The organism is Caulobacter sp. GW821-FHT10C03 (assembly GCF_059415485.1).
In genome coordinates, this window is sequence record NZ_JBWKNI010000005.1 from 126,429 (window position 1) to 151,784 (window position 25,356).

Sequence of the window (25,356 nt, forward strand, 5' to 3'; positions counted from 1 at the left end):
GATTCGGCCGCCCCACGCGGCCCGATGCGCGTCCTGCCTAAGGGCTCGCCTGTTCCGGGTAAAGGGGCCGACGACGGCGGCGCGCGACGCCGACGGCCCCGCGCTCGTTATTTTCGCGCGGCGGCGCTGGCCGCGCGCACCGGCTTGAACTCCGAGCCGGCGTTCCAGTCGGGCCAGGCGCGCGAATTGGCGATCGCCTTGCCGGCCTCGTAGACCAGGGCCACGTCCTGGGCCGCGCCGCGCAGATCCCAGTCGGCGCTCCAGGCGTCGCAGGGCTGGTGGTAGCAGCGGCTGGTGTAGTCGGCGACCCAGGCGTCGCCGGCCGCGCGGCCGCCGTTCAGCAGGTCGGCCCCGCCGCCCAGCCCCATCACCAGCAGCACCGGCACCCCGCGCTTGGCCAGCGAGAAGTGGTCGGCGCGGTAGAACAGCGCCCGCTCGGGCTTGGCGTCCGGCGTCACGGTGCGCCCCTGCGCGGCCGCGGCCTTGGCCAGGCCCTGCTCCAGCTCGTTCTGGCCGGCCCCGACCAGCACGATGTCCTTGGCCGGACCGGCGGTCTGCAGCACGTCGAGCGTGTAGTTGGCGGCCATCTTGCCCAGCGCCGCGTCGCCGGCCTTCACGGCGTAGTATTCCGAGCCCAGCAGGCCCCGCTCCTCGCCCGTCCAGGCGGCGAACAGGATCGAGCGCTGCGGCGCCGGACCCTGCTTGAAGGCCCGGGCGACCTCGATGACGCCGGCCACGCCGATGGCGTCGTCGGCCGCCCCGGCCCGGATGGTCTTGCCCTGCGCGTCCGGCGCGCCGACGCCGTAGGCGTCCCAGTGGGCGGCGTACATCAGGCTCTCGTCGGCGTGGCTCGTCCCCGGCAGCTTGGCGACCACGTTGTGGCTGATCATCGGCTCATGGGCGACCTTGTAGGCGGCCGAGAAGCTCGCGCCCTTCAGGGCTGCCGGCTTGAACGACGGATCGCGGGCGGCCTTCTTCAGGGCCTCGAAATCCAGGCCCGAGCGCTTGAAGAGGTCGACGGCCACATCACGCTGGATCCAGCCCTGCAGCTGCAGCTTCTCCTTGGCGGGGTTGGCGCGGACGATGTCGTAGCCTTCGCCGTTCGAGGCCTTGACCGTGCTCCAGCCGTAGCCGGCCCCGAGGGTCTCGTGCACGATCAGCGCGCCGACCGCCCCGCGCCGCACGGCCTCTTCGTACTTGTAGGTCCAGCGGGCGTAATAGGTGGCCGCCTTGCCGCCGAACTTGCCGAAGGCGGGCTCGCCCTCGACCGTTTCCAGGTCGGGATCGCTGATCAGGAAGACGGCGACCTTGCCCTTCAGGTCCGCGCCCTTGAAGTCGTCCCAGCCGCGCTCGGGCGCGCTGACGCCGTAGCCGACGAAGACCAGCGGCGCGTCCTTGATCGCCACGGCGTCGACCGGCAGCAGGGTCATGACCTGGGCCTGCTCGCCCTGGGCCAGGGGCACGGCGCCGCCGGCCGTGGCGAAGCTCATGGCGATCGGCCCGTCGATGCGGGTGTGCACCAGCGGCACCTTCTGGGTGTAGCTGCCCGCGTCTCCGGCCGGCTCCAGGCCCAGGGCCTTGAACTGGGCGGCGATGTAGTCGGTGGTCTTCTGCTCGGCCGGACCGCCGGGCGCGCGGCCCTGGAACTCGTCCGACGCCAGCACCCGGGTGATCTCCGACAGCCTGGCCGGATCGATCGGGCCGCTGTCGATCTTCGCTTGAGCATGAGCCAGGGCCGGCAGGGCCAGGGCGGCGGTCAGCAGAAGGGCGGCGCGGGACATGGCGAACTCCGAAAACTTTCGGGGCCGACCCTAGGAAGCTTGGCGAGGAAGGGCAAACTTCGCACGCTGTTCGGTGGCCAATGTCGATTCCCCGCCAGAAACAGAACAGGAACATGCTATAGCCCCGTCGATGGTTCCGGCCGACCTGCTTCCCCCGCGCTTCACCGAGTGGTTCGCCGCCCGCGGCTGGGCGCCGCGCGCCCACCAGCTGGCGATGATCGAGAAGGCCAAGTCCGGCCGCGACGCCCTGCTGATCGCCCCGACCGGCGGCGGCAAGACCCTGGCCGGCTTCTTGCCCAGCCTGATCGAGCTGGCCGAACGGGCGCCGCGCAACACGCCGGCGGGCATCCACACCCTCTACATCTCGCCGCTCAAGGCCCTGGCCGTCGACGTCGAGCGCAACCTGATGACCCCCATCCGCGAGATGGGCCTCTCCATCGTCGCCGAGAGCCGCACCGGCGACACCGGCGAAAGCCGCAAGGCCCGCCAGCGCATCCGCCCGCCCGACATCCTGCTGACCACGCCCGAACAACTGGCCCTGTTCTGCGCCTGGGAAGGCGCGCGGGAGTATTTCGCCGACCTGTCCTGCGTCATCGTCGACGAAGCGCATGCGATGTGGCCGTCCAAGCGCGGGGATCTCCTGGCGCTCGCCATCGCACGCTTGCAGCAGTTCGCCCCGCGCATGCGCCGGGTGGGCCTGTCGGCGACGGTCGATGATCCGGATCTGGTGCGGAAGTGGCTGGGTAGAAACCAAGACCCTCCCCCTCTAGGGGAGGTGGCGGCGAAGCCGACGGAGGGGGTCAGCGCCGGCGGCCTGCGGCCGTCCCCCTCCGGCCCTCCGGGCCACCTCCCCCAGGGGGGGAGGATCGATCGCGCCCAGAAACCTCCCCCTCTGGGGGAGGCGGCGCCTCGCGCCGGTGGGGGGGCGGTTTCAGCTTCCGCAACGCCGGACACCCTCCCCCCTCCGATCGCTACGCGATCGCCTCCCCCCCTGGGGGAGGTTCCATCCGTCGACCTCGTCCTCGGCTCCGGCGGGGCCCAACCCGTCGTCGAAGTGCTCGTCTCCGGCGGCCGCGTGCCGTGGGCCGGCCACACCGCCCAGCACGCCATGGCCGAGGTCTATGCGATCATCGCCGCCAGCCGCACGGCGCTGGTCTTCGTCAACACGCGCTTTCAAGCGGAGTTTGCCTTCCAGGAACTCTGGAAGCTCAACGACGAGGGCCTGCCGATCGCCCTGCACCACGGCAGCCTGTCGGCCGAGCAGCGACGCAAGGTCGAGGCGGCCATGGCGCGCGGCGAGCTGCGCGCCGTGGTCTGCACCTCGACGCTGGACATGGGCATCGACTGGGGCGACGTGGATCTCGTCATCCAGCTGGCCGCGCCCAAGGGGGCCTCGCGGATGGTCCAGCGGATCGGCCGCGCCAACCACCGCCTCGACGAGCCCAGCCGCGCCCTGTTCGTGCCCGCCAGCCGCTTCGAAATGCTGGAGTGCCGCGCCGCCGCCGACGCCATCCTGGAAAACCACCTCGACGGCGAACCGGCCCGCGTCGGCGCCCTCGACGTCCTGGCCCAGCACGTCATGGGCTGCGCCTGCTCCGAGCCCTTCAAGCTGCTCGACCTCTATGACGAGGTCCGCACCGCCGGCCCCTATGCCGATCTGTCGTGGGAAGACTTCGAGACCGTCGTCGATTTCGTCTCCACCGGCGGCTATGCGCTGAAGACCTACGACCGCTTCCGCCGGATCGTCGAAGACGCTGACGGCTTCTGGAAGGCCCGCAACGCCCAGGTCGTCCAGCGCCACCGCATGAACGTCGGCGCCATCGTCTCGCCGGCCGTGGTCAATGTCCGCATCGGCGGCGGTCGCAGGCCGATGGGCGGCCGCAAGATCGGCGAGGCCGAGGAAGGCTATTTCGAGCAGCTGACTCCGGGCGACACCTTCGTGTTCGCCGGCCAGGTCTGGCGCTTCAACAGCCTGGTCGGCGCCGACGCCTTCGTCACCCCCGCCCCGGACAAGGACCCGAAGATGCCCAGCTGGGGCGGCTCGAAGTTTCCGCTCTCGACCTATCTGGCCGGCCGCGTGCGCAAGATGATGCACGACGAGGCCGAGTGGCTGGCCCTGCCCCCCGACGTGCAGGAGTGGATGGCCTATCAGAAGCTCCGCTCGCTGATCCCGGACGAGGACGAGATGCTGTTGGAGACCTTCCCGCGCGGGAAGCGGTTCCACATGGTCATGTATCCGTTCGAGGGGCGCCTCGCCCACACCACCCTGGCCATGCTGTTGACCCGCCGACTGGACCGCCTGGGCGTCGGCCCGCTGGGCTTCGTCTGCAACGACTACGCCCTCAACATCTGGTCGCTGCGGCCGATGGACGAGCTGGATCTCTCCGACCTCTTCGACCAGGACATGCTGGGCGACGACCTCGAGGATTGGCTGAACGAGAGCTTCCTGATGAAGCGCGCCTTCAAGGCCTGCGCCCTGGTCGGCGGCCTGATCGAGCGGCGCTATCCCGGCGAGGAGAAGTCGGGCCGACAGGTCACCTTCTCGACCGACCTGATCTACGACGTGCTGCGCAAGCACCAGCCCGACCACCTCTTGCTACGCTGCGCCCGCATGGATGCGGCGACCGGTCAGCTGGACGTGGCGCGGCTGGGGGATCTACTGGCCCGCATCAAGGGCCGCATCCGCCATGCGGCGCTGGACAAGGTTTCGCCCTTCGCCGTGCCGATCATGCTGGAGATCGGCCGCGAGCGCGCGCCCGGCGACGCGGCCAGCGACATGATCCTGGCCGAGGCGGAGGAAGACCTGATCGCGGAGGCCCTTTCTTGAGGTGTTCGGCTTGACGAGGTTCCAGCTCAGCGACTGCGGCGGCCTGACGGTCATGGTGTCCGAGCGCCTCGTGCTGCTGCGCGGCTCCGGCGCCCTGTGGCTGGAGGCCGAGCGCGCCCTGGTGGTCGCCGACCTGCACTTCGAGAAGGGCTCGTCCTACGCCGCCCGCTTCGGCCAGATGCTGCCGCCCTACGACACCCGCGAGACCCTGACCCGGCTTGAGGCCGAGGTGGACGCGCTGACGCCGGCGACCCTGATCTTCCTGGGCGACAGCTTCCACGACGGCGCGGCGGAAGACCGCCTGGCCGCCGACGACGCCGAGCGCCTGCGCGCCCTCTCCGTCGGTCGCGACCTGATCTGGGCGGTGGGCAACCACGACGCCGACGGCCCCCGCGCCCTGCCCGGCCAGGTGATCGACGAGCTTTCCATCGGCGGCCTGATCCTGCGCCACGAACCCGAACCCGGCGTCCAGCCCGGCGAGGTGGCGGGCCACCTGCACCCGGCCGCCCGCGTCTCCAGCGGTCGCGGCAGCGTGCGCAAGCGCTGCTTCGTCACCGACGGCCAGCGCCTGATCCTGCCGGCCTTCGGGGCCTATACCGGGGGCCTCAACATCCTCGACCAGGCCTTCTCCAACCTGTTCGCCGCGCCGCCCTTGGCGGGGGCGCTCGGCGGCAAGCGGGTGCACGCGGTGGGTCCGCGCTCACTGCGGCCGGACTGAGGGCTGAGACGAAAACCTCGTCCTTCGACAAGCTCAGGATGAGGTTTTTCGATCGCCCGAGCCTGTAAATGGTCCTCATCCTGAGCCTGTCGAAGGACGAGGACCACGCGCCGAGCCAGATGCCCTACCCCTTCGCCAGCCGCCGTCGGTTGGCGCGCACCTTGGTGCGGTAGTCCCGGATCACCGCCCGCGTCGCCGCGTCCGGGGCCTGGGGCAGGCCGCCGGTCCAGAACTTCAGCCCCACGTCGGCGGCGGCCGCCATCTTCTCGGTGGTCATGCGGATCGCCTCGCTCTGCGCCCGCGCCCCGCCGCCGGCCAGGACCATGGTCCGCAGGCCGATGACGGCCGAGGCCTCCATCCCCAGCGCCCAGGCGTCGAGCATCGTCGAGGGCCAGTCTTCCTTGCGGCGCGCCATGGGCGAACTCCCTTTTCCGTAACAGGGATCGCGCGAGCCGCCCGGCCGGTTCCGCCCTCACTGCGACAACGCGGAACTCGACGGAACAAATAGAGAACTATAGACTGTGCGAATGGCCGTTCTCGATATTCGCCGCAAGCTCTCCATCCTCGCCGACGCCGCCAAGTACGACGCCTCCTGCGCCTCATCGGGCGGGGAGAAGCGCGACTCCGTCGGCGGCAAGGGCGTCGGCTCCACCGAAGGCATGGGCATCTGCCACGCCTATGCGCCGGACGGACGCTGCATCAGCCTGCTGAAGATCCTGCTGACCAACTTCTGCATCTACGACTGCGCCTACTGCATCAACCGGGTGTCGTCGAACACGCCCCGGGCGCGGTTTTCGGTGCAGGAAGTCATCGACCTCACCCTCAACTTCTACAAGCGCAACTATATCGAGGGCCTGTTCCTGTCGTCGGGCGTCATCCGCAACGGCGACTACACGATGGAGGAGATGGTCCGCATCGCGAAAGCCTTGCGCCTCGACCACGACTTCCGCGGCTACATCCACCTCAAGCTCATCCCCGAGGCCTCGCCTGAACTGGCGGCTGAAGCCGGGCTCTATGCCGACCGGGTGTCGATCAACATCGAGCTGCCCCAGGACGAGAGCCTCAAGTCCCTGGCCCCGGAGAAGGACGTCGGCGACATCAAACGGGCCATGGGCCGCATGCGCCTGGCCATCGACGAACGCGCCGAGCCGGCCCGCACCGCGCCGCGCAAGACCTTCGCCCGCAGCCAGTCGACCCAGCTGATCGTCGGCGCCGACCAGGCGAGCGACGGCGACATCCTGGCCCGCAGCGCCTCGCTCTACGGCGCCTATCGCCTCAGCCGCGTCTACTACTCGGCCTTCAGCCCGATCCCGGATTCCAGCCACCGCCTGCCGTCCAGCCGCCCGCCGCTGCTGCGTGAACATCGCCTGTACCAGGCCGACTGGCTGATGCGGTTCTACGGCTTCGAGCAGCCCGAGATCATCGGCGCCGGCGAGGACCTCGACCTCTCCGTCGATCCCAAGACCGGCTGGGCGCTGCGCAACCGCGACAGGTTCCCGGTCGACGTCAACGCCGCCGACCGCGAGACCCTGCTGCGCGTGCCGGGCCTGGGCGCCAAGGCCGTCGACCGCATCCTGCTGGCCCGTCGCCAGGCGCGGCTGACCCTCGACGACCTCAAGCGCGTGGGCGCCGTGGTCAAGCGCGCCAAGGCCTTCGTCGTCGCCGAGGGCTGGACGCCGGGCATGGCGACCGACGGCGAGCACCTGAAGGCCCGCCTGATCGAACCGGCCCAACTGAGCCTCTTCTGATGCGCGTGGTGCGGCTGGCCTCCGAGATCGACTTCGACGGCTGGCGAACGGCCGCGCGAGCGCTGCGGGCCGAGGGCGTCCCGCCCGAGACGGTGATCTGGACGGTGGAGCGCGACCTCTTCGAAGCCGCGCCCGTCACCCCGACCGCCGCGCCCACCGCCGGCGCCTTCAGCGTCCCGCCCGCCTTCGTCGATCTGGCCAGGTCCGTCGTCCTGCACCGCTCCGGCGAGCGCTTCGCCCTGCTCTATCGGCTGCTGTGGCGGCTGGAGCGCGAACCCCGCCTGATCGACAACCCCGCCGATGCCGATATCGCGAAAGCCCGCGACATGGAAAAGGCGGTGTCGCGGGCGATCCACAAGATGCACGCCTTCGTCCGCTTCCGCCTGATCGAGACCGAGCCGGAGGCCTACGCCGCCTGGTTCGAGCCGGCCCACCGCGTCACCGAGGCCGCCGCGCCGTTCTTCGCCCGCCGCTTCACCACCATGACCTGGACCATACTGACGCCCGACGCCTGCGTGGCCTGGGACGGGCAGACGCTGAAGGTCTCCGACGGCGCCGATCCGGCCGACGCGCCGGCCGAAGACGCCCAGGAGGAACTCTGGCGCACCTACTACGCCTCGATCTTCAACCCGGCGCGGCTGAACGAGAAGATGATGCGCCAGGAGATGCCCAAGCGCTATTGGCGCAACCTTCCCGAGGCGCGGCTCATTCCGCAGCTGATCGAAACCGCCCAGGCGCGCGCCGCCGCCATGGTCGCCGCCACGCCCTCCCCCGCTCCCGACCGCGTATTGAAAGCCGCCATGCGCCAGGCCCGCGACGGATCCTACAACGGCGACGTTCCCACGAGCCTCGAGGCCGTGGCGGCCGGCGTGCAGCTGTGCCGTCGCTGCGACCTGTGGCGCGACGCCACGCAAGGCGTCCCCGGCGAAGGCGCGGCCCACGCCCGGCTGATGTTCGTCGGCGAGCAGCCCGGCGACCAGGAGGATCTCGCCGGCCGCCCCTTCGTCGGCCCCGCCGGCCAGGTGTTCGACGAGGCGCTCGAACAAGCCGGCGTGCCGCGCGATCGGACCTACGTCACCAACGCCGTGAAGCACTTCAAGCACGAGCCGCGCGGCAAGCGGCGCATCCACAAGACTCCGGACCGCGGCGAGGTGCAGGCCTGCCGCTGGTGGCTGGACGCCGAGCGGCGCCTCGTCCGCCCCCGGGTGATCGTCGCCCTCGGCGCCACGGCGGCGCAGGCGGTGACGGGCAAGGCCACGCCCATCGGCGCCAATCGCGGCAAGGCGCTGCAACTGCCCGATCAAACCCGGGCCGTGCTGACCTACCACCCGTCCTTCCTGCTGCGGCTGCCGGACGCCGCCGCTCGCGAACGCGCCCGGGCCGAATTCGTCGAGGATTTGCGCCTTGCGGGCGAGCTTGCCGGATTGCTCGACTGAAGGAGGCGCGAGCGCCCGCCTGACGGACAGGCCGCGCAAAAAATCTGCTGAATCTTTTGGCGTCCGCGCACCGGGCGCAAGTCCTTGCCCCACCTCGCAATGTTACCTGCGGAAACACGGCGCATAAGCCCTCTCCGCCGTCGGGGCGCGTGTTCGCCTCTTGCCACGACGGCTTCGCCGGGGTTGGTTCCCGGCCGGGGAACGAGGGCGATGACACCAGAAGACGAACAGCGCCGAGCCTGGTTCCGCAGAGAGATTCTGCCCCTGGAACCGCGGCTTCTGGCCTATGCGCGCAAGTTTTGCCGCAATGGCGAGGCCGATCCGGAAGATCTGGTCCACGACGCCTTCGCCCGGGTGATCGCCTGCAAGACCTGGCGCGAAATCACCAATCCCGCCGCCTTCGCCTCGCGCACCATCCGCAACATCGCCTTCGACGGCCTGCGCCGCCGCAAGGTGCTGACCATCACCGCCGTCGCCGATTTCGAGCAGATCGGCGGCATGGACGAGACCCCCGGACCCGAGGCCTCGCTGGTCTCGCGCGACGAACTTCGCCAGCTGCGCGAGGCGATCGCCGAGCTGCCGACACAATGCCGGCGTGTATTCACCCTCAGGAAAGTCTATAGCCTGTCGCCGGGCGAGATAGCGGTTCGCATGGGCCTGTCCGTCTCGACTGTCGAGAAGCACCTGATCAAGGGGCTTCGCTACTGTTCCGAAAAGCTGGGCCGCCCGGGCGCGACCCAGCCAGTGCGTATCGACGAAGGGCGTTCATGGGTCGGGAAGCGGGATCGCGACGCGAAGCAGTGAGAGCGGCCGCCGCCCAGTGGGTGGTGCGGCTGTCCGATCCTGCCTGCGCGCCTGACGAACGGGCCGCCTTCGAGGCCTGGCGCGCCGAAAGCTTCGAGAACGAGGCCGCCTTCGAGCGCGAGCACGCCGCCTGGGAGCGCGCCGACCGCCTGCGCGTCTTCAAGCCTGTCTCCGCCAAGCCGGACGCCGACCTGTTCGCGCCGGAAGAAGCCCGTCGCGCCTTCGACCGCCGCTCGCCCTGGACGATGATGGCCGCCGCCGTCGCCATCGCCGGCGTCCTCGGGGCCGGCATGCTCAGCGCCACCGCCTCGACCGCCTACGCCACCGACATCGGCGAGCGTCGCGTCGTGGTGCTGGCCGACAACAGCCGCATCGAACTCAACACCGACAGCAAGGTCGTCGTGCGTTACCGCAACGGCGTGCGCGAGGTGAAGCTGGTCAAGGGCGAGGCCCTGTTCGAGGCCGCCCCCGACGCCCGTCCCTTCGTGGTCAAGGCCCGCGACGCCCGCATCGAGACCGGCGGCGGCGAGCTTTCCGTCCGCCTGGGGGCCGAGAACGCCGCCGTCACCGTCCGTCGCGGCGCCGCCGACATCGAGCCCGACGGCAAGGGGCCGGCCAAGGAAGTGCGGATCGCCGCCGGCACGGCCATGGTCTACGGCCCGCACGGCGGCCACGCCCAGCCGCTGTCGGACGCCGAGATCGATCGGGCGCTCGCCTGGCGCCAGGGCGCCATCGCGCTGAACGGCCAGTCGCTGAGCCAGGCCGTGGCCGAGTTCAACCGCTACAACCGCCAGAAGGTCCGCATCGCCGACCCGTCGATCGCCGACCTGCGCCTGGCCGGCTACTTCCAGAGCACCGAACCCCAGGCCTTCGTCACCGCCGTCACCAGCGCCTTCCCGGTCCGGGCCAGCGAAGGCGACGACGGCGTGATCCGCCTGGCGCGCAAGGGGTAGGTGGTGGGGGGCCGTTTTCAGGTCTCCGCAGCGCCAGCTCTCTCCTCCGTAAAATCCCCGCGAAAGCGGAACAACGATCCCTCTCCCCTTGCGGGAGAGGGTGGCCCTGCGGAGCAGGGTCGGGTGAGGGGTCTCTCAGAACCCAACACCGCATGCGGCGGTCAGGCCAGGTGATGCGTCTCAAGTTTGAGAGACCCCTCATCCGACGGCCTTCGGCCGCCACCTTCTCCCGCAAGGGGAGAAGGAACGCGGACGGGGATAGAGCGCTGCCAATCCCCGTCGACCGCGCCAAAAACCCCAACCAATCCAACCCCTTGCAACTTTCTCACCGCCCTGGATCAGACGCGCTCAAACCACCCGCATAATAACCCCGTCTCGCCGCACCGAAGGGGCGCGCGGCCAGCGACCATGCGGCGGCGGGATGCGATCGAGCGGGACTGGGGCGGATTGGGAAGATCCGTCGCGTCCGGGGACCTGGCGCTGGCCAGGCCCGCCCGCCGTCGGCTTGGGCGAGGACTACAGAGCACCCCTCTCCTCGTCGCCGTCCAAACGGGAAACCCGGCGGATGGTCCTGGTAAGGCGTTAAGAGCGCCGCCGCCCGGGAAGCCGGCAGCCCAACGACCGCGCGGAGCGCCTAGGCTTCGTCGAAACGGTACACACAACAACACCTCCGGGCGTCGCCCGGGCGCTCCGCTCTCCTTCATCAGCTCAGCGGATCACCGCGTGAGGACGAGGTCGCGCGCCCTCAACGTTGCCCATCCGCCACACCCGTCACACCTCCGCCACAAATTTTACGCGCCGACTGGAGGTTTCCGTAACGCCCCCCGTCGAAGCCGGTAAGAACGTCGCGTCGAGGGGGCGCGGCGGACAAAGGGGACTCGAGATCTTGTCCATGCGTACCGATCAACGCCGCCGGACCGTCCGCGGCCTGCTGCTGGCCTCGGCCGCCGTCCTGACCATCGCCGGTCAGGCCGCCGCCCAGGGCTCGCGCCACACCTTCAACATCCCGCCGCAGGACGCCGTCTCGGCCCTGCAGACCTACGCCAAGCAGACCGGCAAGCAGGTCCTGTTCCCGTACGAGGCCGCCGCCGGCCGCAAGACCCCGGCCGTGACCGGCGAACTGCCGGACGCCGAGGCGCTCAAGCGCCTGGCCGAAGCCGCCGGCCTGGTCGTCGCCTCGGACGACGGCAAGACCATCACCCTGCGCGCCGCCCCGGCCGCCCGCCCCCAGTCGGAAGCCGCCGCGACTGAAGCGGCTCCCGAAGAAGTCGCCGAAGTCGAAGCCATCGTCGTCGTCGGCAGCCAGATCGAAGGCGCCAAGACCACCGAAGCCCTGCCGGTGACCGTGGTCGGCGAGGCCGAGATCGTCGCCACCGGCGCCGTGTCGGGCGACGAACTGTTCCGCTCGATCCCGCAGGCCGGCGACGTCCAGTTCCAGGAAGCCCGCACCACCGGCAACCTCAACGACGCCCGCGGCGACGTCTCGTCGATCAACCTGCGCAACCTGGGCACCGGCAACACCCTGATGCTGCTGAACGGTCGCCGCCTGGTGCTGCACCCCGGCACCCAGACCGAGAACTTCGTTCCGGTGCAGACGGCCAACACCAACGCCCTGCCCGTCTCGGGCGTGAAGCGCGTCGAAGTGCTGCGCGACGGCGCGGCGGCCATCTACGGCACCGACGCCGTGGCCGGCGTGGTCAACACCGTGCTCGACACCAAGTTCCGCGGCCTGAAGATCGAAAGCCAGGTCGGCGGCTCGGAAGGCACCGGCTATCGCGAAGGCTCGTTCAACGTGAAGGCCGGTACGCGCCTGGAAGACGGCACGCGCCTGACCTTCTTCGGCAACTACACCGCTCACAGCCGGATGATGGCCACCGAGCGCGACTACGCCGCCAGCGAAGATCACCGCTGGCAGATCGATGACGAGCTGTTCGCCGGCTCGACCAGCTTCGACAACCGCTCGACCTCCAGCCCCTGGGGTTCGTTCACGGTGATCCCGTCGTCGACGGTGGTCCGCCAGAACGGCACGGCCCTGACCTCGTCGGGCGTGTTCCACATCGAGCCGGTGTCCAACACCGCCGCCGGCTGCAGCAGCGCCACGCTCAGCGGCGACATCTGCATCAAGTCGGGCACCATCACCGGCACCAACGACCGCGTGCTGCGCTACGACGAGAACACCCAGCGCACCCTCAAGGGCGGGCTGGAGCGCACCAACCTGTTCTCGACCGCCGAGAAGGACCTGGACAACGGCCTGACCCTGTTCGGCGAAGCCGGCTTCTACCACGCCCTGTTCACCGGCCAGCGCGAGCAGTCGGCCCCGCTGTCGTCGGCCCCGATCAGCATCGCGGCCAACGCCTACTGGAACCCCTTTGGCCCGACCACGCTCAGCGACGGCTCGGCCAACCCCAACCGGCTCTCGGGCCTGACGGGCGTGCCGACCACGGGCCTGGCGATGAACATCACCACCTATCGTCCGGTCGACGCGGGTCCGCGCACCTACACCGTCACCGACAACAACTTCCGCCTGCTGGGCGGCGTGAAGGGCAAGTGGAACGGCTGGAAGTGGGAATCGGCGCTGCTGTATTCCGAGGCCAACACCAAGGACGCCACCCACAACGCCATCAGCAACACGCTCTTCCAGGCGGCGGTGAACCGCACGGACTCCACCGCCTACAACCCGTTCAACGGCGGCTCGCTGACCAACTATTCGGGTGAGGACGGCACGCCCAACAGCAAGGCGACGATCAACTCGTTCCTGATCGACGTCTACCGCATCAGCAAGACCTCGCTGGCCCTGGCCGACTTCAAGGTCAACAAGGCCGACCTGTTCAGCCTGCCCGGCGGCGACGTCGGCGTGGCCCTGGGCGCCGAATGGCGTCGCGAGACCTTCAGCGACGACCGCGACGACCGCATGGACGGCACGATCACCTACACCAACTCGGTGACGGGCGTGACCTACGGCAGCGACGTCATGGGCGCTTCGGCGGCTCCGGACGTCTCGGCCCACCGCCAGATCTCGTCGATCTTCGGCGAACTGGCCGTGCCGATCATCTCGTCGGACATGAACATCCCGTTCGTCGAGGAAGTGACCCTGCAGCTCGCCGCCCGCGACGAGTACTATTCCGACTTCGGCAACGTGCTGAAGCCCAAGGGCGCCCTGCTGTGGAAGGTCGGCCAAGGCCTGTCGTTCCGCACCTCGGTGTCGCAGAGCTTCCGCGCGCCGAACCTGCCGCAGTTCTACAGCGAAGGCGCGACCGTCTCGAACAGCCGCACCGACTACGCCGCCTGCCGGATCAACGCCGTCACCTGCTCCAGCGCCAGCACGCTGGAAGTGCGCATCGGCAACAAGGACCTGAAGCCGGAAGAAGCCGACAACGCCTCGATCGGCTTCGTCTACCAGCCGCGCTTCATCCCGCTTGAGTTCGGCAAGGTCACCCTGACCACCGACTTCTGGTCGATCCGCGAAAAGAACGTCATCGGCATCCTGGGCGGCTACAACCAGATCGCCTACGACTACCTGCTGCGCCTGCAGGGCAGCTCGAACCCCAACGTGGTGCGTGAGGCCGCGACCGGCACCAACACCGTCGGCACGATCTCCTACATCAACGACACCTACATGAACCTGCAGCCGCGGGTTCTGCAGGGCGTCGACTTCAGCCTCGACTACGACCTGGACGACACCCCCTGGGGCGACTTCGGCGTCACCGTCAACGTGGCCAAGCTGACCAAGTACGACCAGGCCGCCAGCCCGATCGAGCAGATCCTGATGAAGGCCGTCGCCGACGGCACGCTGTCGGGCCTGACGATCTCCAGCGCCGGCAGCCAGATCCGCCTGGACGGCAATCCCGAGTTCCGCGGCAGCGTCAGCATGACCTGGCGCAAGAACGGCTGGGGCGCCGGCGCCTTCGTCAACTACGTCGGTTCGGTCTACGACACCGGCGTGACCCAGGTGAACGGCCGCTACTACGAGGTCGACGACTGGACCACGGTCAGCCTCTACGGCCAGTACGCCTTCAAGAGCGGCGGCCGCATGGACGGCACGACCTTCCGCGTCGGCGTGCGCAACATCGCCGACAAGGATCCGCCGCTGAACTCGTCGAACTTCGGCTACTACGGCTCGCTGGCCAACTCGACCGGCCGCTACTGGTACCTGAACGCCAGCAAGAAGTTCTGATCCTCCACCCAAGGATGATCACGCAGGGCCCGCCCGTCGCCAGACGAGCGGGCCTTTCCGTATTCGGACCATGGCGGTCGGGATTTGCGTGACCCGAAAGTTGTTTTAGGAAATAGTTCCGGCAACGGCGACGTGAGCTTTCGACGCCGTACGAGTCGGGGCCTTTTCGAAAATCATGTCGCGCGTGGGCTCGTCCTCGATCGCTTTGCGCTATGCCTTGGCGGTCGCCGCCGCCGCGGCCGCTTTCTTCGTGCGCCTGGCCCTGAACAGCTGGTTCCCGCCCGGCTTTCCGTACCTGACCTTCTTCCCGGCCATCGTGCTGACCGCCTATTTCGCCGGCCGCGGCCCGGCGATCCTGTGCGCGACCCTGTCGGGCCTGGCGGCCTGGTACTTCTTCATCCCGCCGTACAACGGCTTCCGGTTCGACTTCGCGACCATGGTGGCGATCTCGTTCTACGTCTTCGTCACGGCGGTCGACATCTTCTTCATCGACGGCATGCGCCAGACGATGCGCAAGCTGGCGATCGAGCGCGAAAGCCTGGCCGACCTGGCCCGCAGCCGCGACCTGCTCTATCGCGAGATGCACCATCGGGTGAGCAACAACATCCAGGTGGTCGGCGCCCTGCTGCGCCTGCAATCGTCGGGCGTGAAGGACGAGGACGCCCGCCACGCCCTGACCGAGGCCGGCGGCCGCATCGAGACCATCGCCAAGATCCAGCGCCAGCTTCACGACCAGACCGGCGAGCCGACGCCCTTCCGGTCCTTCGCCGAGGCCCTGCTCGACGACGCAGGGCAAGCGGCCGGCGCCCGCCACGGCGTGCGGGTCGAGGGCGGCGAGACGGCCCTGCATCCCGAACAGGCCACGCCCGTCACCCTGGTCATGCTGGAGTGCTTCAACAACGCCCTGGAGCACGCCTTCGCGTCCGGTTCGGACGGCCGCATCGTCGTGGCCCTGGAACAGGACGGCGCCGACCACGTGCTGACCATCCGCGACAACGGCGCCGGCCCGCCGGACGGCTTCGAGCCGGCCAAGTCCCAGAGCCTGGGCCTGCGCATCGTCCACGCCATGGCCCGGCAACTCGGCGGCGCCTTCACCATGGCCCGCGTCGACGGCTGGACCGTCTGCCGCCTCACCTATACGCCTACCGCCGCCTAGAGCGGAGTTCAGCCCCATGCCCCGTCCCGGTCCGCGCAATCTGATCACCGACGTCGCGGGCCTGACGGTGGGCCACGCCCAGGACGAGACCGTGCGCTCCGGCGTCACCGCCCTGCTCTGCCCCGAGGCCTGGACGGCCGGCGTCGACGTGCGCGGCGGCGGGCCCGGCACGCGCGAGATCGACGTGCTGAAGCCGGAGAACAACTTCAGCAAGGCCCACGCGATCTGCCTGTCGGGCGGCTCGGTCTTCGGCCTGGGCGCGGCCGACGGCGTGGTGGCGGCCCTGTCGGCGGCCGGACGCGGCATCCGCCTGGCCCCGACCTCGCCGGCCATCCCGATCGTGCCGGCGGCCGTGCTGCACGACCTGGGCAACGGCGGCGACAAGGACTGGGGTCTGGATCCGCCCTACCGCTGGCTGGGCATCGAGGCCGCCGCCGCCGCGAGTGAGGACTTCGCCCTGGGCTCGGTCGGCGCGGGCGTCGGGGCGATGGCGGGCCTCTCCAAGGGCGGCATCGGCAGCGCCTCGCTCGACCTGGGAGACGGCCTGGTGGTCGGCGCCCTGGCGGCCGTCAATCCGGTCGGCTCTGTACGGATGGCCGACGGCGAGACCTTCTGGGCCTGGCCCTGGGAGATCGACGGCGAGTTCGGCGGCGCCCGCCCCGCGCCCGACGCTCCGACCGAGGTCGAGCCGATCCCGGACGATTCCAAGCTGGCGGCGCTGGGACGGCTGACGCAGGGCGCCAACACCACCCTGGCCGTGGTCGCGGTCACCGCCGACCTGACGACCGCCGAATGCACCCGGCTGGCCATGATGGCGCAGGACGGGCTGGCGCGGGCCATCCGCCCCGTCCACACGCCCTTCGACGGCGACGTGGTCTTCGCCCTGGCCTCGGGCGCCCGGGCGCTGGGAGACGGTCCCGGGCGCGCCATGGCGCTGGCCCGGCTGGGCTCGGCGGCGGCCGACACCCTGGCGCGGGCCATCGCCCGCGGCGTCTTCGAGGCTCAGTCCTCGACGGGCGGCGCGGCGGCGTCGGGCGGCGCATCGGCGCCGTAGAGCTGCACGGCGGCGGCTTCCAGGCGGCCCATCAGGCGCTTCAGGGTCGCCACCTCGCCGGGAGCCAGGCCCGCCAGCAGCGCCGCCTCATAGGCCAGGGCCAGGGGACGGATCTCGGCGAACAGGCGACGGCCGGCGGCGGTCAGTTCCAGCGTGTGCGAGCGGCGGTCGGTGCGGTTGGTGATGCGGGCCACCAGGCGGCGCTCGACCAGGTCCTGGGCGGCGCGGCTGACGCGGACCTTGTCCATGGCGGTGCGCGCCACGGCCTGGTGCTGGGTCAGCGGCCCCTCGATCAGGGTCGACATCAGCCGCCACTGCGGGATCGACAGGCCGAAGCGGTCTTCGTAGGCGCGGGCGATCAGGCGGCTGACGGCGCTGGAGGCCGTGGCCAGGCGGTACGGCACGTAGTCCGAGAGCGACAACTGCTCACTGGCGGCGTCCGGCGAACCCGGCGTCAGGGATGAGACCGTCGCGGCCATGCCTATTCCTTTCCTCCTGCTTCGGCCCGCGGCCCGCGAAGACGGAGCCGTCTCTACGCCGAATCACGCTCTGGCGACACACCGCGAGCGCCGATCGATCTGGCGCCGCGATGGAAACGCTCTCAATCGTCCGCCCTCGACTGTGGCGGAAACCGGGTATTTCGCCCTTGCCGTGAGCATACGCACCTAATCGCGCCCAACCAAGCGGCGCCGTTCAGTGGCCGTGACCGCCCCCATGGCCGTCGTCGTGTCCGTGAGCGGACTTCGGGGCCGGCTCGGTGTGGGTCAGCTGTTTCTGGCAGCGTTCGAGCAGGCGCAGGTTGTCGGGGCTGTTCCAGACGTCGGCGAACTCGACCACCACCAGGCGCAGGCGGCGCATGTGCTCGTTCCACTCCAGCGGCGGCTCGGGCTTGTCCTCGTCGTGCTCGTGATCGTCGTGGTCCTTGCCGTGGGCGTCGGCCCCGCAGGTGCAGCGGTGCGGCGCGGCGGCCTGGGCCGGGCTGGCGGCGGCGTTGATGATCACGGTCTGCTTGCTGCTGATCTTCACCTGCGGCGTCGCCAAGGCCAGGCCGCCGATGGTGACCGGCGCGCAGCAGACCACGCACTGGCAGGGCGCGGGCGCCCTGCAGGCCGTCGCCGGCTCGTGCGGCTTGGCGTGCGGATCGTGGCCGGCCTTGGCCTCGTCATGGCCGGCCTGACCGCCGCAGGTGCAGACCTTGGGCTTGGGTTTCGGCTTGTGCTCGGCCTTGACCTCGGGCTTGGGAAACTCGCCGACGCAGGCCTTGCCCAGCGCCTTGAGGGCCTTGCCGCTGGCCCCGAACTCGATCAGCGCCCCGACCCGGGCGTCGACCTCGGCGACCAGCTCCTCGGCGCGGCGCAGCAGCTCGCCCGTCGGCGCGCTGGTGGCGGCCACGCAGCGGGCCAGGATCGCCTTGTGAATGGTCTTGGGCACGTCGCGCCAGCGCTCGTCCCGGCCCTTGCGACCCGTGAAGCGCCCCGCGCAATAGGCCAGGGCGGCGACCGCGAGCGCGATCAGGACGATGCCGGCCAGCAGGGTCGGATCGAAGATCGGGACCGGCGTCTCGACCGGAAACTCGGATTGATACACCCCACCCCTCCCGCAAGCGCCATTCGACGAGCACCGTTATGGTTAACGCATGCGCGCGACGCTTGCACGGCGAAGGTTGGGTTCAGCGGCGGGAAATCACGCCTCGGGCGCGGGCGCCCTGGTCATAGCGGCTCTCGCCGCCGTAGACGGCGACCTCGCACAGGATGTCGCCGCCTTCCTGGGCGGCCCAGAGGTAGTTCCGCTCGACCTCGACGTTGCGACCGGCCGGCGAGAGGCCCTCGAAGGTGTCTCCCCAGGGAATCACCTTCGACAGGTCGCGCCAGCTCAGGGTCATGGCCCGCGACAGCTCGTCGTCGGCCATGGCCTGGAGATCGGGATCGCTCACCAGCGTCCTACTCGGACGGGGCTTCGAGGTCGCGGAAGTACGGCACGACCTCGCCTTGCAGCTTGATGGTCATGGCGTTGCCCTTGCGATCGACGGTCTTGCCGGCGGTCACCCGCACCCAGCCTTCGCTGACGCAGTATTCGTCGACATTGTTCTTCTCGACGCCCTTGAAGCGCACGCCCACGCCCCGCTCCATGGCGGCGGCGTCGTAGAAGGGGCTGTCGGGATTGGCGGACAGGCGGTCGGGGGGCGTATCGCTCATCGGATCGGCTTTCGAAGTCTGGAGGCGAGCGGGCTCGCCGAAGCGGGCGTGATAGCGAGGAAAGGCGGGAAAACCAAGCGGTTGGGGCGAAGGCCTCAGCGCGAGGCCGGCGCCCGGCCGGTCGGCGGCCCCTTCGACGGGGCGGCCGGAACCTTGGACGGCGTGTTCGCCGCCTGGCGCACCGGCGGCCTCTCCAGGGCGTGATAGACCCACTTGCGGGTCTCGGCGTCGAGACCAGGTCCCACCCCGCCCAGGCGCTGGATCATGCCGATGAAGAAAAGGTCGTTGGCCGGGTCGATCCAGAACCAGGTGCCGGCGCTGCCGCCCCAGCTGATCGTGCCGGGTCCGACCGGCGCGCCCGAGGCGGCCGGATCGACCGCCACCGCCACGTCGATGCCGTAGCCCATGCCCAGCGCGAAAGGGAACGCCTTCTGCTGGCCGGGCTTGAGCACGCCGGAGGTGCCGTCGGTGGTGACCTGGAAGCTGGGCGGCAGGTGGTTCAGCCGCATCATCGCCACCGTCTCCGGCTCGAGGATGCGCACGCCCTCCAGGTCGCCGCCGTTGAGGATCATCTGGGCGAAGCGGGCGAAGTCCTGGGCGGTGGACAGCAGGCCCCCTCCCCCCGACGGCGCCAGCGGCGGCCGGGAGACGTCGCGCCAGCCGCCCTCGACGGCGGGCGTCAGCTTGCCGGTGACGGGGTCGGTGTCATAGATCGCCGCCAATCGCGCCAGCTTGTCGGGCGGCGTCCAGAAGGCGGTGTCCCTCATCTTCAGCGGCCTGAAGATCCGCTGGCGCATGAACTCCGGCAGGGCCTGCCCCGACAGGCGCTCGATGATCAGGCCCTGGATGTCGGCCGCGACGCTGTAGCGCCACAGCTTGCCCGGCTCCGAGTACATCGGCAGGCTCGAGATCTTCTGCACCATCGAGAACAGCGAGTCCGACTGCAGCACGCCCGCCCGATAATAGGCCTGGTCGGCGAGGCTGCCCGGATCGTCGGCGATGCCGTAGGCGAAGCCGGCCGTGTGGGTCATCAGCTCGCGCATGGTCGGCGGGCGGCTGAGCGGCGACAGGACCGGCCGGCCGCTGGCGTCGACGCCGTTGGCGACGCGCAGGTTTTCGAACTCGGGAATGAACTTGGTGACCGGGTCGTCCAGCTTCCAGCGGCCCTCGTCGTAGAGGATCAGCATGGCCACGCCCGTGACCGGCTTGGTCTCCGAGCGGATGCGGAAGATGGCGTCGGCCGGCATCGGCTGGGCGTCTTCCAGCGCGCGCTTGCCGAAGGTCTGCTCGCTGACGATCTTGCCGTGGCGGGCCAGCAGGGTCACGCCGCCGGCGATCTGCCCCTGATCGACCAGGCGCTGCATGGTCTCGTCGACGCGCTTGAGCTTCTCCGACGAGAAGCCCGCGGCCTCGGGCTTGGCGCGCGGCAAGCCGCCCGCCACCCCGGGATGGGCGGCGGCCAGACCCAGGAACCCGGCCAGGGCTCCGACGGACTTGCGCCACAAGCTCATAAGTCGACTTATCTCACAGGTGGTTGGCGAGAGCATGGCGCCTACCTACGCGCGCTACGCCCTCGCCCATATCACATCACTCAAGCCTACTTGGGCTTGAACCGCTTGGACGTCGGGAAGCCCTTGGGCGCCAGCTTGCCGGCGCCGGCCCGGCGGCCGACGAAGGTCTGCCAGTCGGCCCAGTCACGGCGGCGCAGGGCCGAGTCGATCCAGAAGCCGCCCGTCTCGGCGTTGAACGACAAGCCGTCGCGCAAGCCGCCCTCGCGGTAGGCCTGCAGCTTGACGCCCTTGCCGCGCGGCATCTCCGGCAGCTCTTCCAGCGGGAAGATCAGGATCTTGCCGTTGTCGCCGATCACGGCGAACTGGTCGCCCACCGCTTCCAGGCAGAAGGCCGCGCCCGAGGCGTCGACCGTCAGCACCTGCTTGCCCGCCTTGCGGTTGGCCAGGGCCTCCTCCTCCGGCAGCAGGAAGCCGTAGCCCTGCTTGGAGGCCAGGATGCGCTTGCGGCCGGCCTTGAACGGGAAGACGTCGATGATCTTCACCTTGTCGTCCAGCTCGATCATCATCCGCACCGGCTCGCCATGACCCCGCGCCGACGGCAGGTTGGCGCAGCCGAGCGTGAAGAACCGGCCGTCCGAGGTGAACAGCAGGAGCTTGTCGGTGGTCTCGGCCGGCACCAGGAAGCCGAGCTTGTCGCCTTCCTTGAACTTCAGCTCCGACGGATCCTCGATCCTGCCCTTGGCGGCGCGGATCCAGCCGCGCTCGGACAGGATGATGGTGATCGGCTCGCGGACGATCATCGCCTCGATGGCGGCGTCGGCGTCAACCACCGGGGCCACGTCGAACACCGAGCGGCCGGTCACCCCGGTCGGGCGCGGCTTGTCCAGCGGGTGCTTGATCTTCAGCAGGGTGGCGCGCACCTGGCGCAGACCCGTGCCGACGAGGTCCCACTGCTTCTTGTCGCTGGCCAGCATGGCCAGGATGCCGTCGCGCTCTTCCACCAGTTCGGCGTGCTCGCGGCGGATCTCCATCTCCTCCAGCTTGGCCAGTTGGCGCAGGCGGGTGTTGAGGATGGCGTCGGCCTGGATGTCCGAGAGCCCGAAGGTCTCGATCAGCTTTTCCTTCGGCTTTTCCTCGTAGCGGACGATGCGGATCACCTCGTCGAGATTGAGGTAGGCGATCAGCAAACCGTCGAGGATGTGCAGGCGGGCTTCGATCTTGGCCAGGCGGTGGCGGGCCCGGCGGGTCAGCACCTCGCGGCGGTGGGCCAGGAAGGCCATCAGGGCCTGCTTGATGCCCATGACGCCCGGCGTGCCGCGCGCGTCCAGCACGTTGATGTTGACCGAGAACCGGCTTTCCAGCGCCGAGAGCTTGAACAGGCTCTCCATCAGCACTTCGGGCTCGACGTTCTTGGACTTCGGCTCGAGCACCAGGCGGATGTCCTCGGCGCTCTCGTCGCGGACGTCGCCCAGGAGGGCGGCCTTCTTGCTCTCGATCAGGTCGGCCAGCTGCTCGACCAGATCCGACTTCTTCACCTGATACGGGATCTCGGTGACGACGATCTGGTAGGTGCCGCGGCCGGTCTCTTCCTTCTCCCACTTGGCGCGGGTGCGAACGCCGCCGCGGCCGGTCTCGTAGGTTTCCAGCAGGGACGCGGCCGGCTCGACGATGACGCCGCCGGTCGGGAAGTCCGGCCCCGGCACGCGCTCGAGGATGTCGGCGGTCGTGGCCTCGGGATTGGACAGCAGCAGCAGGCAGGCGTCGATCAGCTCGGCCGGGTTGTGCGGCGGGATCGAGGTGGCCATGCCGACGGCGATGCCGGCCGAGCCGTTGGCCAGCAGGTTCGGGAAGCCCGACGGCAGGACCACCGGCTCCTCGTCCTGGCCGTCATAGGTGGGCCGGAAGTCGACCGCGTCCTCGTCGATGCCGTCGAGCAGCAGCGTCGCGGCCGCCGTCATCTTGCATTCGGTGTAACGCATGGCCGCGGCGTTATCGCCGTCGATATTGCCGAAATTGCCCTGCCCTTCGACCAGCGGGATGCGCTGGGAGAAGTCCTGGGCCAGGCGCACCAGGGCGTCGTAGATCGACTGGTCGCCGTGCGGGTGGAAGTTACCCATCACCTCGCCGACCACCTTGGCGCACTTGCGCGCGGCGGACTCCGGGTTCAGGCGCATGTTGCTCATGGCGTAGAGCACGCGCCGGTGCACCGGCTTCATGCCGTCGCGCACGTCGGGCAGAGCCCGCGAGCCGATGGTCGACAGCGCATAGGCCAAGTAGCGCTTGGACAGCGCCTCGGTCAGCGGCTCTTCGAGGATGCGGTCGCCGTCGCCGGGACCGCCGGGGGGAGGAGTGACGGGCTTGTTCATCAATCAGATTCGTTTCGGCCCGCCAGCCTAGCAGATGTCGGCCGCTCGATTCGAGGCGCGTGGGGGCTTTTTACGAGCTAACAGCCGCCGGCGCCCCGAGAACGGCTCCGGCTCGCTCGACGAGGTCGATCACCGCCTCGTCGCGCCACACCTCGACGGCCTGGGCGCTGCCATGGTCGCGCAGCAGCGATAGGGCGTGCCGGCGATAGGCGCCCTCGTCCAGGTCCTGGATATCAACGGCCGTGGCGACCTGGTTCGCGGCCAGACAGACGAACGTGTAGGTTTTCATCAACAGCCCTCGCCCCAAGCGTAGCAGATCGAAGGCGCTTGTTAGTCGCCTGGCCGACCGATCACGGGATTGGGATCGGCGCGTCAGCTTTCGGCGGTTTCGCCGGCGCGCGCCGGCAGGGCCAGGGTGGCGCGCAGGCCGCCGATCGGGGCGCGCCCCAGGGTCAGGGCCCCGTCGTGCAGCTCGGCCAGCTCCAGGGCGATCGGCAGGCCAAAACCGTGCCCGGCGCCCCGCTCGTCGAGACGGCTGCCCGGCACCAGGGCGGCGGCGGCCGCCTCGTCGGTCAGGCCGGGGCCGTCGTCGTCGATGACCAGCACCGCCCTGCCCCCGTCGCGGCTGGCGCTCACCCGCACGGTCCGCTCGGCGAACTTCCAGGCGTTGTCGAGCAGGTTGCCGGTCATCTCGTCGAAGTCCTGCGGATCGCAGGCCACGAAGAGATCCTCGGGGATGTCGAGTTCGGCCCGCACGCCGGCGGCGGCGTGGATGCGCGACAGGGCCGCGACCAGGTCCTCCAGGCGCGGCCTGACGTGCAGGGCCGGACGGCCCGGCGCCCCCGGCGAGGCGGCGCGGGCGCGGCCCAGGTGGTGGCCGATCGCGCCGTCGATCTGGGCGATCAGGCTGGCCAGGCTGCCGTCAGGATCGCGCCCTGGCTCAGCCAGCCGCACCGCCAGCGTCGCCAGCGGGGTCTTCAGGCCGTGGGCCAGGTTGGAGACATGGCTGCGCGCCTTGGCCAGGGCCGCCTCGTTGTGGTCGAGCAAGGCGTTCAGCTCGGCGACCACCGGCTCCAGCTCCTTGGGCTGGCGATCCTCGATGCGCTGCTGCTCGCCGGCCCGCACGGCGGCCAGAGACGCGCCGAGCTTGCGCAGCGGCCGCAGGCCCAGCTCCAGCTGGCCGATCATCGCCGCCAACAGGCCAACGCCCAGCACCGACAGCGACAGCAGCAGCGGCCGCAGCCCCTCGTCGCGCATGCGGTCGCGGATGTAGCGTGGCGCGCCGGCGGTGATCACCACCGGGCCGCGGCTGGAGTTCACCGTCAGGGTGCGGAAATAGAAGCTCTCGTTCCAGCCGCTGCGCGAGCGCCAGCGGCGCGACTCCTTCAGCGGACCGGTCGGCGGCTTTTCGAGATGGGCGTCGCGCGCCGAATGCTCTCCTTGGGGGCGCTCTCCTTGCGGACGCTCGCCCTGCGACCCCGGCCCTCCCTGCGGGCGATCACGATCGCGATCGGGGCGAGGCCCTTCGGCCTTGGGCCATGGCGATGGGCCGCCGCTCTGGCGCGGATCCATCATCGCGACGGTCTGCGAGCGCAGCGTCCCGGCCGGTCCCTTGACCACCCAAGCCCAGCCCGCACCGCGCCGCACGAACGGGCCGACCGACTGGATGCGGTCCTGATCGAGCGTGCCGTCGGTCTTCACCGCGCGGGCCAGCACCGAGATCTGCGACTCCAGGCTGGCGTCGACGCTGCGGCGGACGAACTGGTCGAGGGTCGGCTGGATGGTCAGGGCCGCCAGCACCACCGCCAGGATGGTGAACAGCACGCCGCTGATCAGCAGCCGGGCGCGGATCGAGGTCAAGGAAGTGATCACGACGGCTCGCCCCCGGCGGTCAGGCGATAGCCGCGGCCGCGCACGGTCTCGATCATCTCGTGGCCGATCTTGCGCCGCAGCCGGCCGACGATGACCTCCAGCGAGTTGGAGTCGCCGCCAGCGTCGCCCTCATAGGCCTGTTCGAGGATATCCATCCGCTCGACCACCACCTCCTTGCGCAGGATCAGGCACGACAGCACCCGCCACTCGAAGCTGGTCAGCTTCAGCGGCATGCCGTCGAACTCGAACCCGCCCAGCTGGGCGTCGTAGGTCAGCCGCCCGCAGGCGATCTTCGGGCCGTGGTGGCCGGCGGCGCGGCGCACCAGGGCGCGCAGGCGCATGACCAGCTCCTCCACCCGGAAGGGCTTGGTCAGGTAGTCGTCGGCCCCGGCCTTGAAGCCCTCGACCTTCTCGGTCCAGCCGTAGCGGGCGGTGAGGATCAGCACCGGCAGCGGCCGGTTCTGCTCGCGCCACGACCGCAGCACCGACAGGCCGTCCTGCTTGGGCAGGCCCAGATCGAGCACGGCGGCGGCGTAGGTTTCGGTCGAGCCCAGGTGCGCGCCGGTCTCGCCGTCGGCGGCGATATCGACGGCGAACTGCTCTTCGCGCAGGGCTTGGGCGATGCTTTCGGCCAGCGGCGCGTCGTCTTCGACCAACAGGATGCGCATCCCCCATCCTTAGCCGATGAACCCAAACCGAACCTGAACCACTTCGTTCAGGCTGTGTCGGGGTTGAGTGCGTTAGAGAGGCACGGTTGAGGG

At 69.9% G+C, this 25,356-nt stretch carries 20 protein-coding genes; 9 read left to right on the plus strand and 11 right to left on the minus strand.

Annotation, left to right across the window (positions count from 1 at the left end; all coding sequences use genetic code 11):
• Positions 1-107 precede the first annotated feature (107 nt).
• Positions 108-1,781, minus strand: a complete 1,674-nt coding sequence (locus AC07NG_RS08240; protein WP_494593234.1) for a M28 family metallopeptidase — start codon at positions 1,779-1,781, stop codon at positions 108-110.
• Positions 1,782-1,911: 130 nt separating this feature from the next.
• Between AC07NG_RS08240 and AC07NG_RS08245 the strand changes: the two genes are divergently transcribed.
• Together AC07NG_RS08245 and pdeM are read left to right on the plus strand one after the other, a co-directional pair.
• The gene (locus AC07NG_RS08245) at positions 1,912-4,608 is read left to right on the plus strand and encodes a DEAD/DEAH box helicase (RefSeq protein ID WP_494593236.1); all 2,697 of its coding nucleotides are present in this window, start codon (positions 1,912-1,914) and stop codon (positions 4,606-4,608) included.
• A 10-nt stretch (positions 4,609-4,618) separates the two neighbouring features.
• Positions 4,619-5,326: a ligase-associated DNA damage response endonuclease PdeM gene (gene pdeM / locus AC07NG_RS08250; RefSeq protein ID WP_494593238.1), complete on the plus strand. Its 708-nt coding sequence runs from the start codon at positions 4,619-4,621 to the stop codon at positions 5,324-5,326.
• Between the two features lie 124 nt (positions 5,327-5,450).
• Here pdeM and AC07NG_RS08255 read toward each other — a convergent pair whose 3' ends face one another.
• Entirely contained in the window at positions 5,451-5,741 is a 291-nt protein-coding gene (locus AC07NG_RS08255; RefSeq protein WP_199228418.1) for a hypothetical protein, read from the minus strand.
• 112 nt (positions 5,742-5,853) lie between these two features.
• On the opposite strand from AC07NG_RS08255, the gene AC07NG_RS08260 reads away from it, so the two are divergent.
• From AC07NG_RS08260 to AC07NG_RS08290, 7 genes are all read left to right on the plus strand, one after another.
• Complete coding sequence (locus tag AC07NG_RS08260; RefSeq protein ID WP_494593240.1) at positions 5,854-7,074, plus strand: putative DNA modification/repair radical SAM protein; 1,221 nt, start codon at positions 5,854-5,856, stop codon at positions 7,072-7,074.
• Complete coding sequence (locus tag AC07NG_RS08265) at positions 7,074-8,510, plus strand: UdgX family uracil-DNA binding protein (protein WP_494593242.1); 1,437 nt, start codon at positions 7,074-7,076, stop codon at positions 8,508-8,510. The genes AC07NG_RS08260 and AC07NG_RS08265 overlap by 1 nt, the downstream gene beginning before the upstream one ends.
• Before the next feature lie 210 nt (positions 8,511-8,720).
• Positions 8,721-9,314: an RNA polymerase sigma factor gene (locus AC07NG_RS08270; protein WP_110119596.1), complete on the plus strand. Its 594-nt coding sequence runs from the start codon at positions 8,721-8,723 to the stop codon at positions 9,312-9,314.
• Positions 9,311-10,267, plus strand: coding sequence for a FecR family protein (locus AC07NG_RS08275; protein WP_494593244.1), 957 nt, complete (start codon positions 9,311-9,313; stop codon positions 10,265-10,267). The genes AC07NG_RS08270 and AC07NG_RS08275 overlap by 4 nt, the downstream gene beginning before the upstream one ends.
• Positions 10,268-11,159: 892 nt before the next feature.
• Positions 11,160-14,441 (plus strand): TonB-dependent receptor, encoded by a 3,282-nt coding sequence (locus tag AC07NG_RS08280; protein ID WP_494593246.1) that lies wholly within the window; start codon positions 11,160-11,162, stop codon positions 14,439-14,441.
• Between the two features lie 175 nt (positions 14,442-14,616).
• The gene (locus tag AC07NG_RS08285; RefSeq protein WP_494593248.1) at positions 14,617-15,597 is read left to right on the plus strand and encodes a sensor histidine kinase; all 981 of its coding nucleotides are present in this window, start codon (positions 14,617-14,619) and stop codon (positions 15,595-15,597) included.
• A 16-nt stretch (positions 15,598-15,613) separates the two neighbouring features.
• On the plus strand, positions 15,614-16,651 hold the full coding sequence (locus AC07NG_RS08290) for a P1 family peptidase (protein ID WP_494593250.1): 1,038 nt from the start codon (positions 15,614-15,616) through the stop codon (positions 16,649-16,651).
• Here AC07NG_RS08290 and AC07NG_RS08295 read toward each other — a convergent pair.
• From AC07NG_RS08295 to AC07NG_RS08335, 9 genes are all read right to left on the minus strand, one after another.
• Positions 16,600-17,130: a MarR family winged helix-turn-helix transcriptional regulator gene (locus tag AC07NG_RS08295; RefSeq protein WP_487288194.1), complete on the minus strand. Its 531-nt coding sequence runs from the start codon at positions 17,128-17,130 to the stop codon at positions 16,600-16,602. The two genes, AC07NG_RS08290 and AC07NG_RS08295, sit on opposite strands and share 52 nt — an antisense overlap.
• Before the next feature lie 214 nt (positions 17,131-17,344).
• The gene (locus AC07NG_RS08300) at positions 17,345-18,238 is read right to left on the minus strand and encodes a hypothetical protein (protein ID WP_494593252.1); all 894 of its coding nucleotides are present in this window, start codon (positions 18,236-18,238) and stop codon (positions 17,345-17,347) included.
• 82 nt (positions 18,239-18,320) lie between these two features.
• Positions 18,321-18,560, minus strand: a complete 240-nt coding sequence (locus AC07NG_RS08305; protein ID WP_492856093.1) for a hypothetical protein — start codon at positions 18,558-18,560, stop codon at positions 18,321-18,323.
• Between the two features lie 31 nt (positions 18,561-18,591).
• The gene (locus tag AC07NG_RS08310) at positions 18,592-18,846 is read right to left on the minus strand and encodes a DUF3297 family protein (RefSeq protein ID WP_110121943.1); all 255 of its coding nucleotides are present in this window, start codon (positions 18,844-18,846) and stop codon (positions 18,592-18,594) included.
• Between the two features lie 95 nt (positions 18,847-18,941).
• On the minus strand, positions 18,942-20,357 hold the full coding sequence (locus AC07NG_RS08315; protein ID WP_494593254.1) for a serine hydrolase domain-containing protein: 1,416 nt from the start codon (positions 20,355-20,357) through the stop codon (positions 18,942-18,944).
• Between the two features lie 86 nt (positions 20,358-20,443).
• A complete protein-coding gene (parC, locus tag AC07NG_RS08320) occupies positions 20,444-22,723 on the minus strand; it encodes a DNA topoisomerase IV subunit A (RefSeq protein ID WP_492856082.1) in 2,280 nt (759 codons plus the stop codon).
• A 70-nt stretch (positions 22,724-22,793) separates the two neighbouring features.
• The gene (locus AC07NG_RS08325) at positions 22,794-23,012 is read right to left on the minus strand and encodes a hypothetical protein (RefSeq protein ID WP_110121947.1); all 219 of its coding nucleotides are present in this window, start codon (positions 23,010-23,012) and stop codon (positions 22,794-22,796) included.
• 83 nt (positions 23,013-23,095) lie between these two features.
• On the minus strand, positions 23,096-24,595 hold the full coding sequence (locus AC07NG_RS08330) for an ATP-binding protein (protein ID WP_494593257.1): 1,500 nt from the start codon (positions 24,593-24,595) through the stop codon (positions 23,096-23,098).
• Positions 24,592-25,263 (minus strand): response regulator, encoded by a 672-nt coding sequence (locus AC07NG_RS08335; protein WP_110121948.1) that lies wholly within the window; start codon positions 25,261-25,263, stop codon positions 24,592-24,594. The genes AC07NG_RS08330 and AC07NG_RS08335 overlap by 4 nt, the downstream gene beginning before the upstream one ends.
• Between the last annotated feature and the right edge of the window lie 93 nt (positions 25,264-25,356).

Bases quoted from the DNA above. Each gene is read 5' to 3' on its own strand.
- AC07NG_RS08290 (WP_494593250.1), top strand. From the start codon at position 15,614: ATGCCCCGTCCCGGTCCGCGCAATCTGATCACCGACGTCGCGGGCCTG.
- AC07NG_RS08285 (WP_494593248.1), top strand. From the start codon at position 14,617: ATGTCGCGCGTGGGCTCGTCCTCGATCGCTTTGCGCTATGCCTTGGCG.
- AC07NG_RS08270 (WP_110119596.1), top strand. From the start codon at position 8,721: ATGACACCAGAAGACGAACAGCGCCGAGCCTGGTTCCGCAGAGAGATT.
- AC07NG_RS08315 (WP_494593254.1), bottom strand. From the start codon at position 20,357: ATGAGCTTGTGGCGCAAGTCCGTCGGAGCCCTGGCCGGGTTCCTGGGT.
- AC07NG_RS08245 (WP_494593236.1), top strand. From the start codon at position 1,912: ATGGTTCCGGCCGACCTGCTTCCCCCGCGCTTCACCGAGTGGTTCGCC.
- AC07NG_RS08240 (WP_494593234.1), bottom strand. From the start codon at position 1,781: ATGTCCCGCGCCGCCCTTCTGCTGACCGCCGCCCTGGCCCTGCCGGCC.
- AC07NG_RS08325 (WP_110121947.1), bottom strand. From the start codon at position 23,012: ATGAAAACCTACACGTTCGTCTGTCTGGCCGCGAACCAGGTCGCCACG.
- AC07NG_RS08335 (WP_110121948.1), bottom strand. From the start codon at position 25,263: ATGCGCATCCTGTTGGTCGAAGACGACGCGCCGCTGGCCGAAAGCATC.
- AC07NG_RS08305 (WP_492856093.1), bottom strand. From the start codon at position 18,560: ATGGCCGACGACGAGCTGTCGCGGGCCATGACCCTGAGCTGGCGCGAC.
- AC07NG_RS08310 (WP_110121943.1), bottom strand. From the start codon at position 18,846: ATGAGCGATACGCCCCCCGACCGCCTGTCCGCCAATCCCGACAGCCCC.
- AC07NG_RS08255 (WP_199228418.1), bottom strand. From the start codon at position 5,741: ATGGCGCGCCGCAAGGAAGACTGGCCCTCGACGATGCTCGACGCCTGG.
- parC (WP_492856082.1), bottom strand. From the start codon at position 22,723: ATGAACAAGCCCGTCACTCCTCCCCCCGGCGGTCCCGGCGACGGCGAC.
- AC07NG_RS08280 (WP_494593246.1), top strand. From the start codon at position 11,160: ATGCGTACCGATCAACGCCGCCGGACCGTCCGCGGCCTGCTGCTGGCC.
- AC07NG_RS08295 (WP_487288194.1), bottom strand. From the start codon at position 17,130: ATGGCCGCGACGGTCTCATCCCTGACGCCGGGTTCGCCGGACGCCGCC.
- AC07NG_RS08265 (WP_494593242.1), top strand. From the start codon at position 7,074: ATGCGCGTGGTGCGGCTGGCCTCCGAGATCGACTTCGACGGCTGGCGA.
- AC07NG_RS08260 (WP_494593240.1), top strand. From the start codon at position 5,854: ATGGCCGTTCTCGATATTCGCCGCAAGCTCTCCATCCTCGCCGACGCC.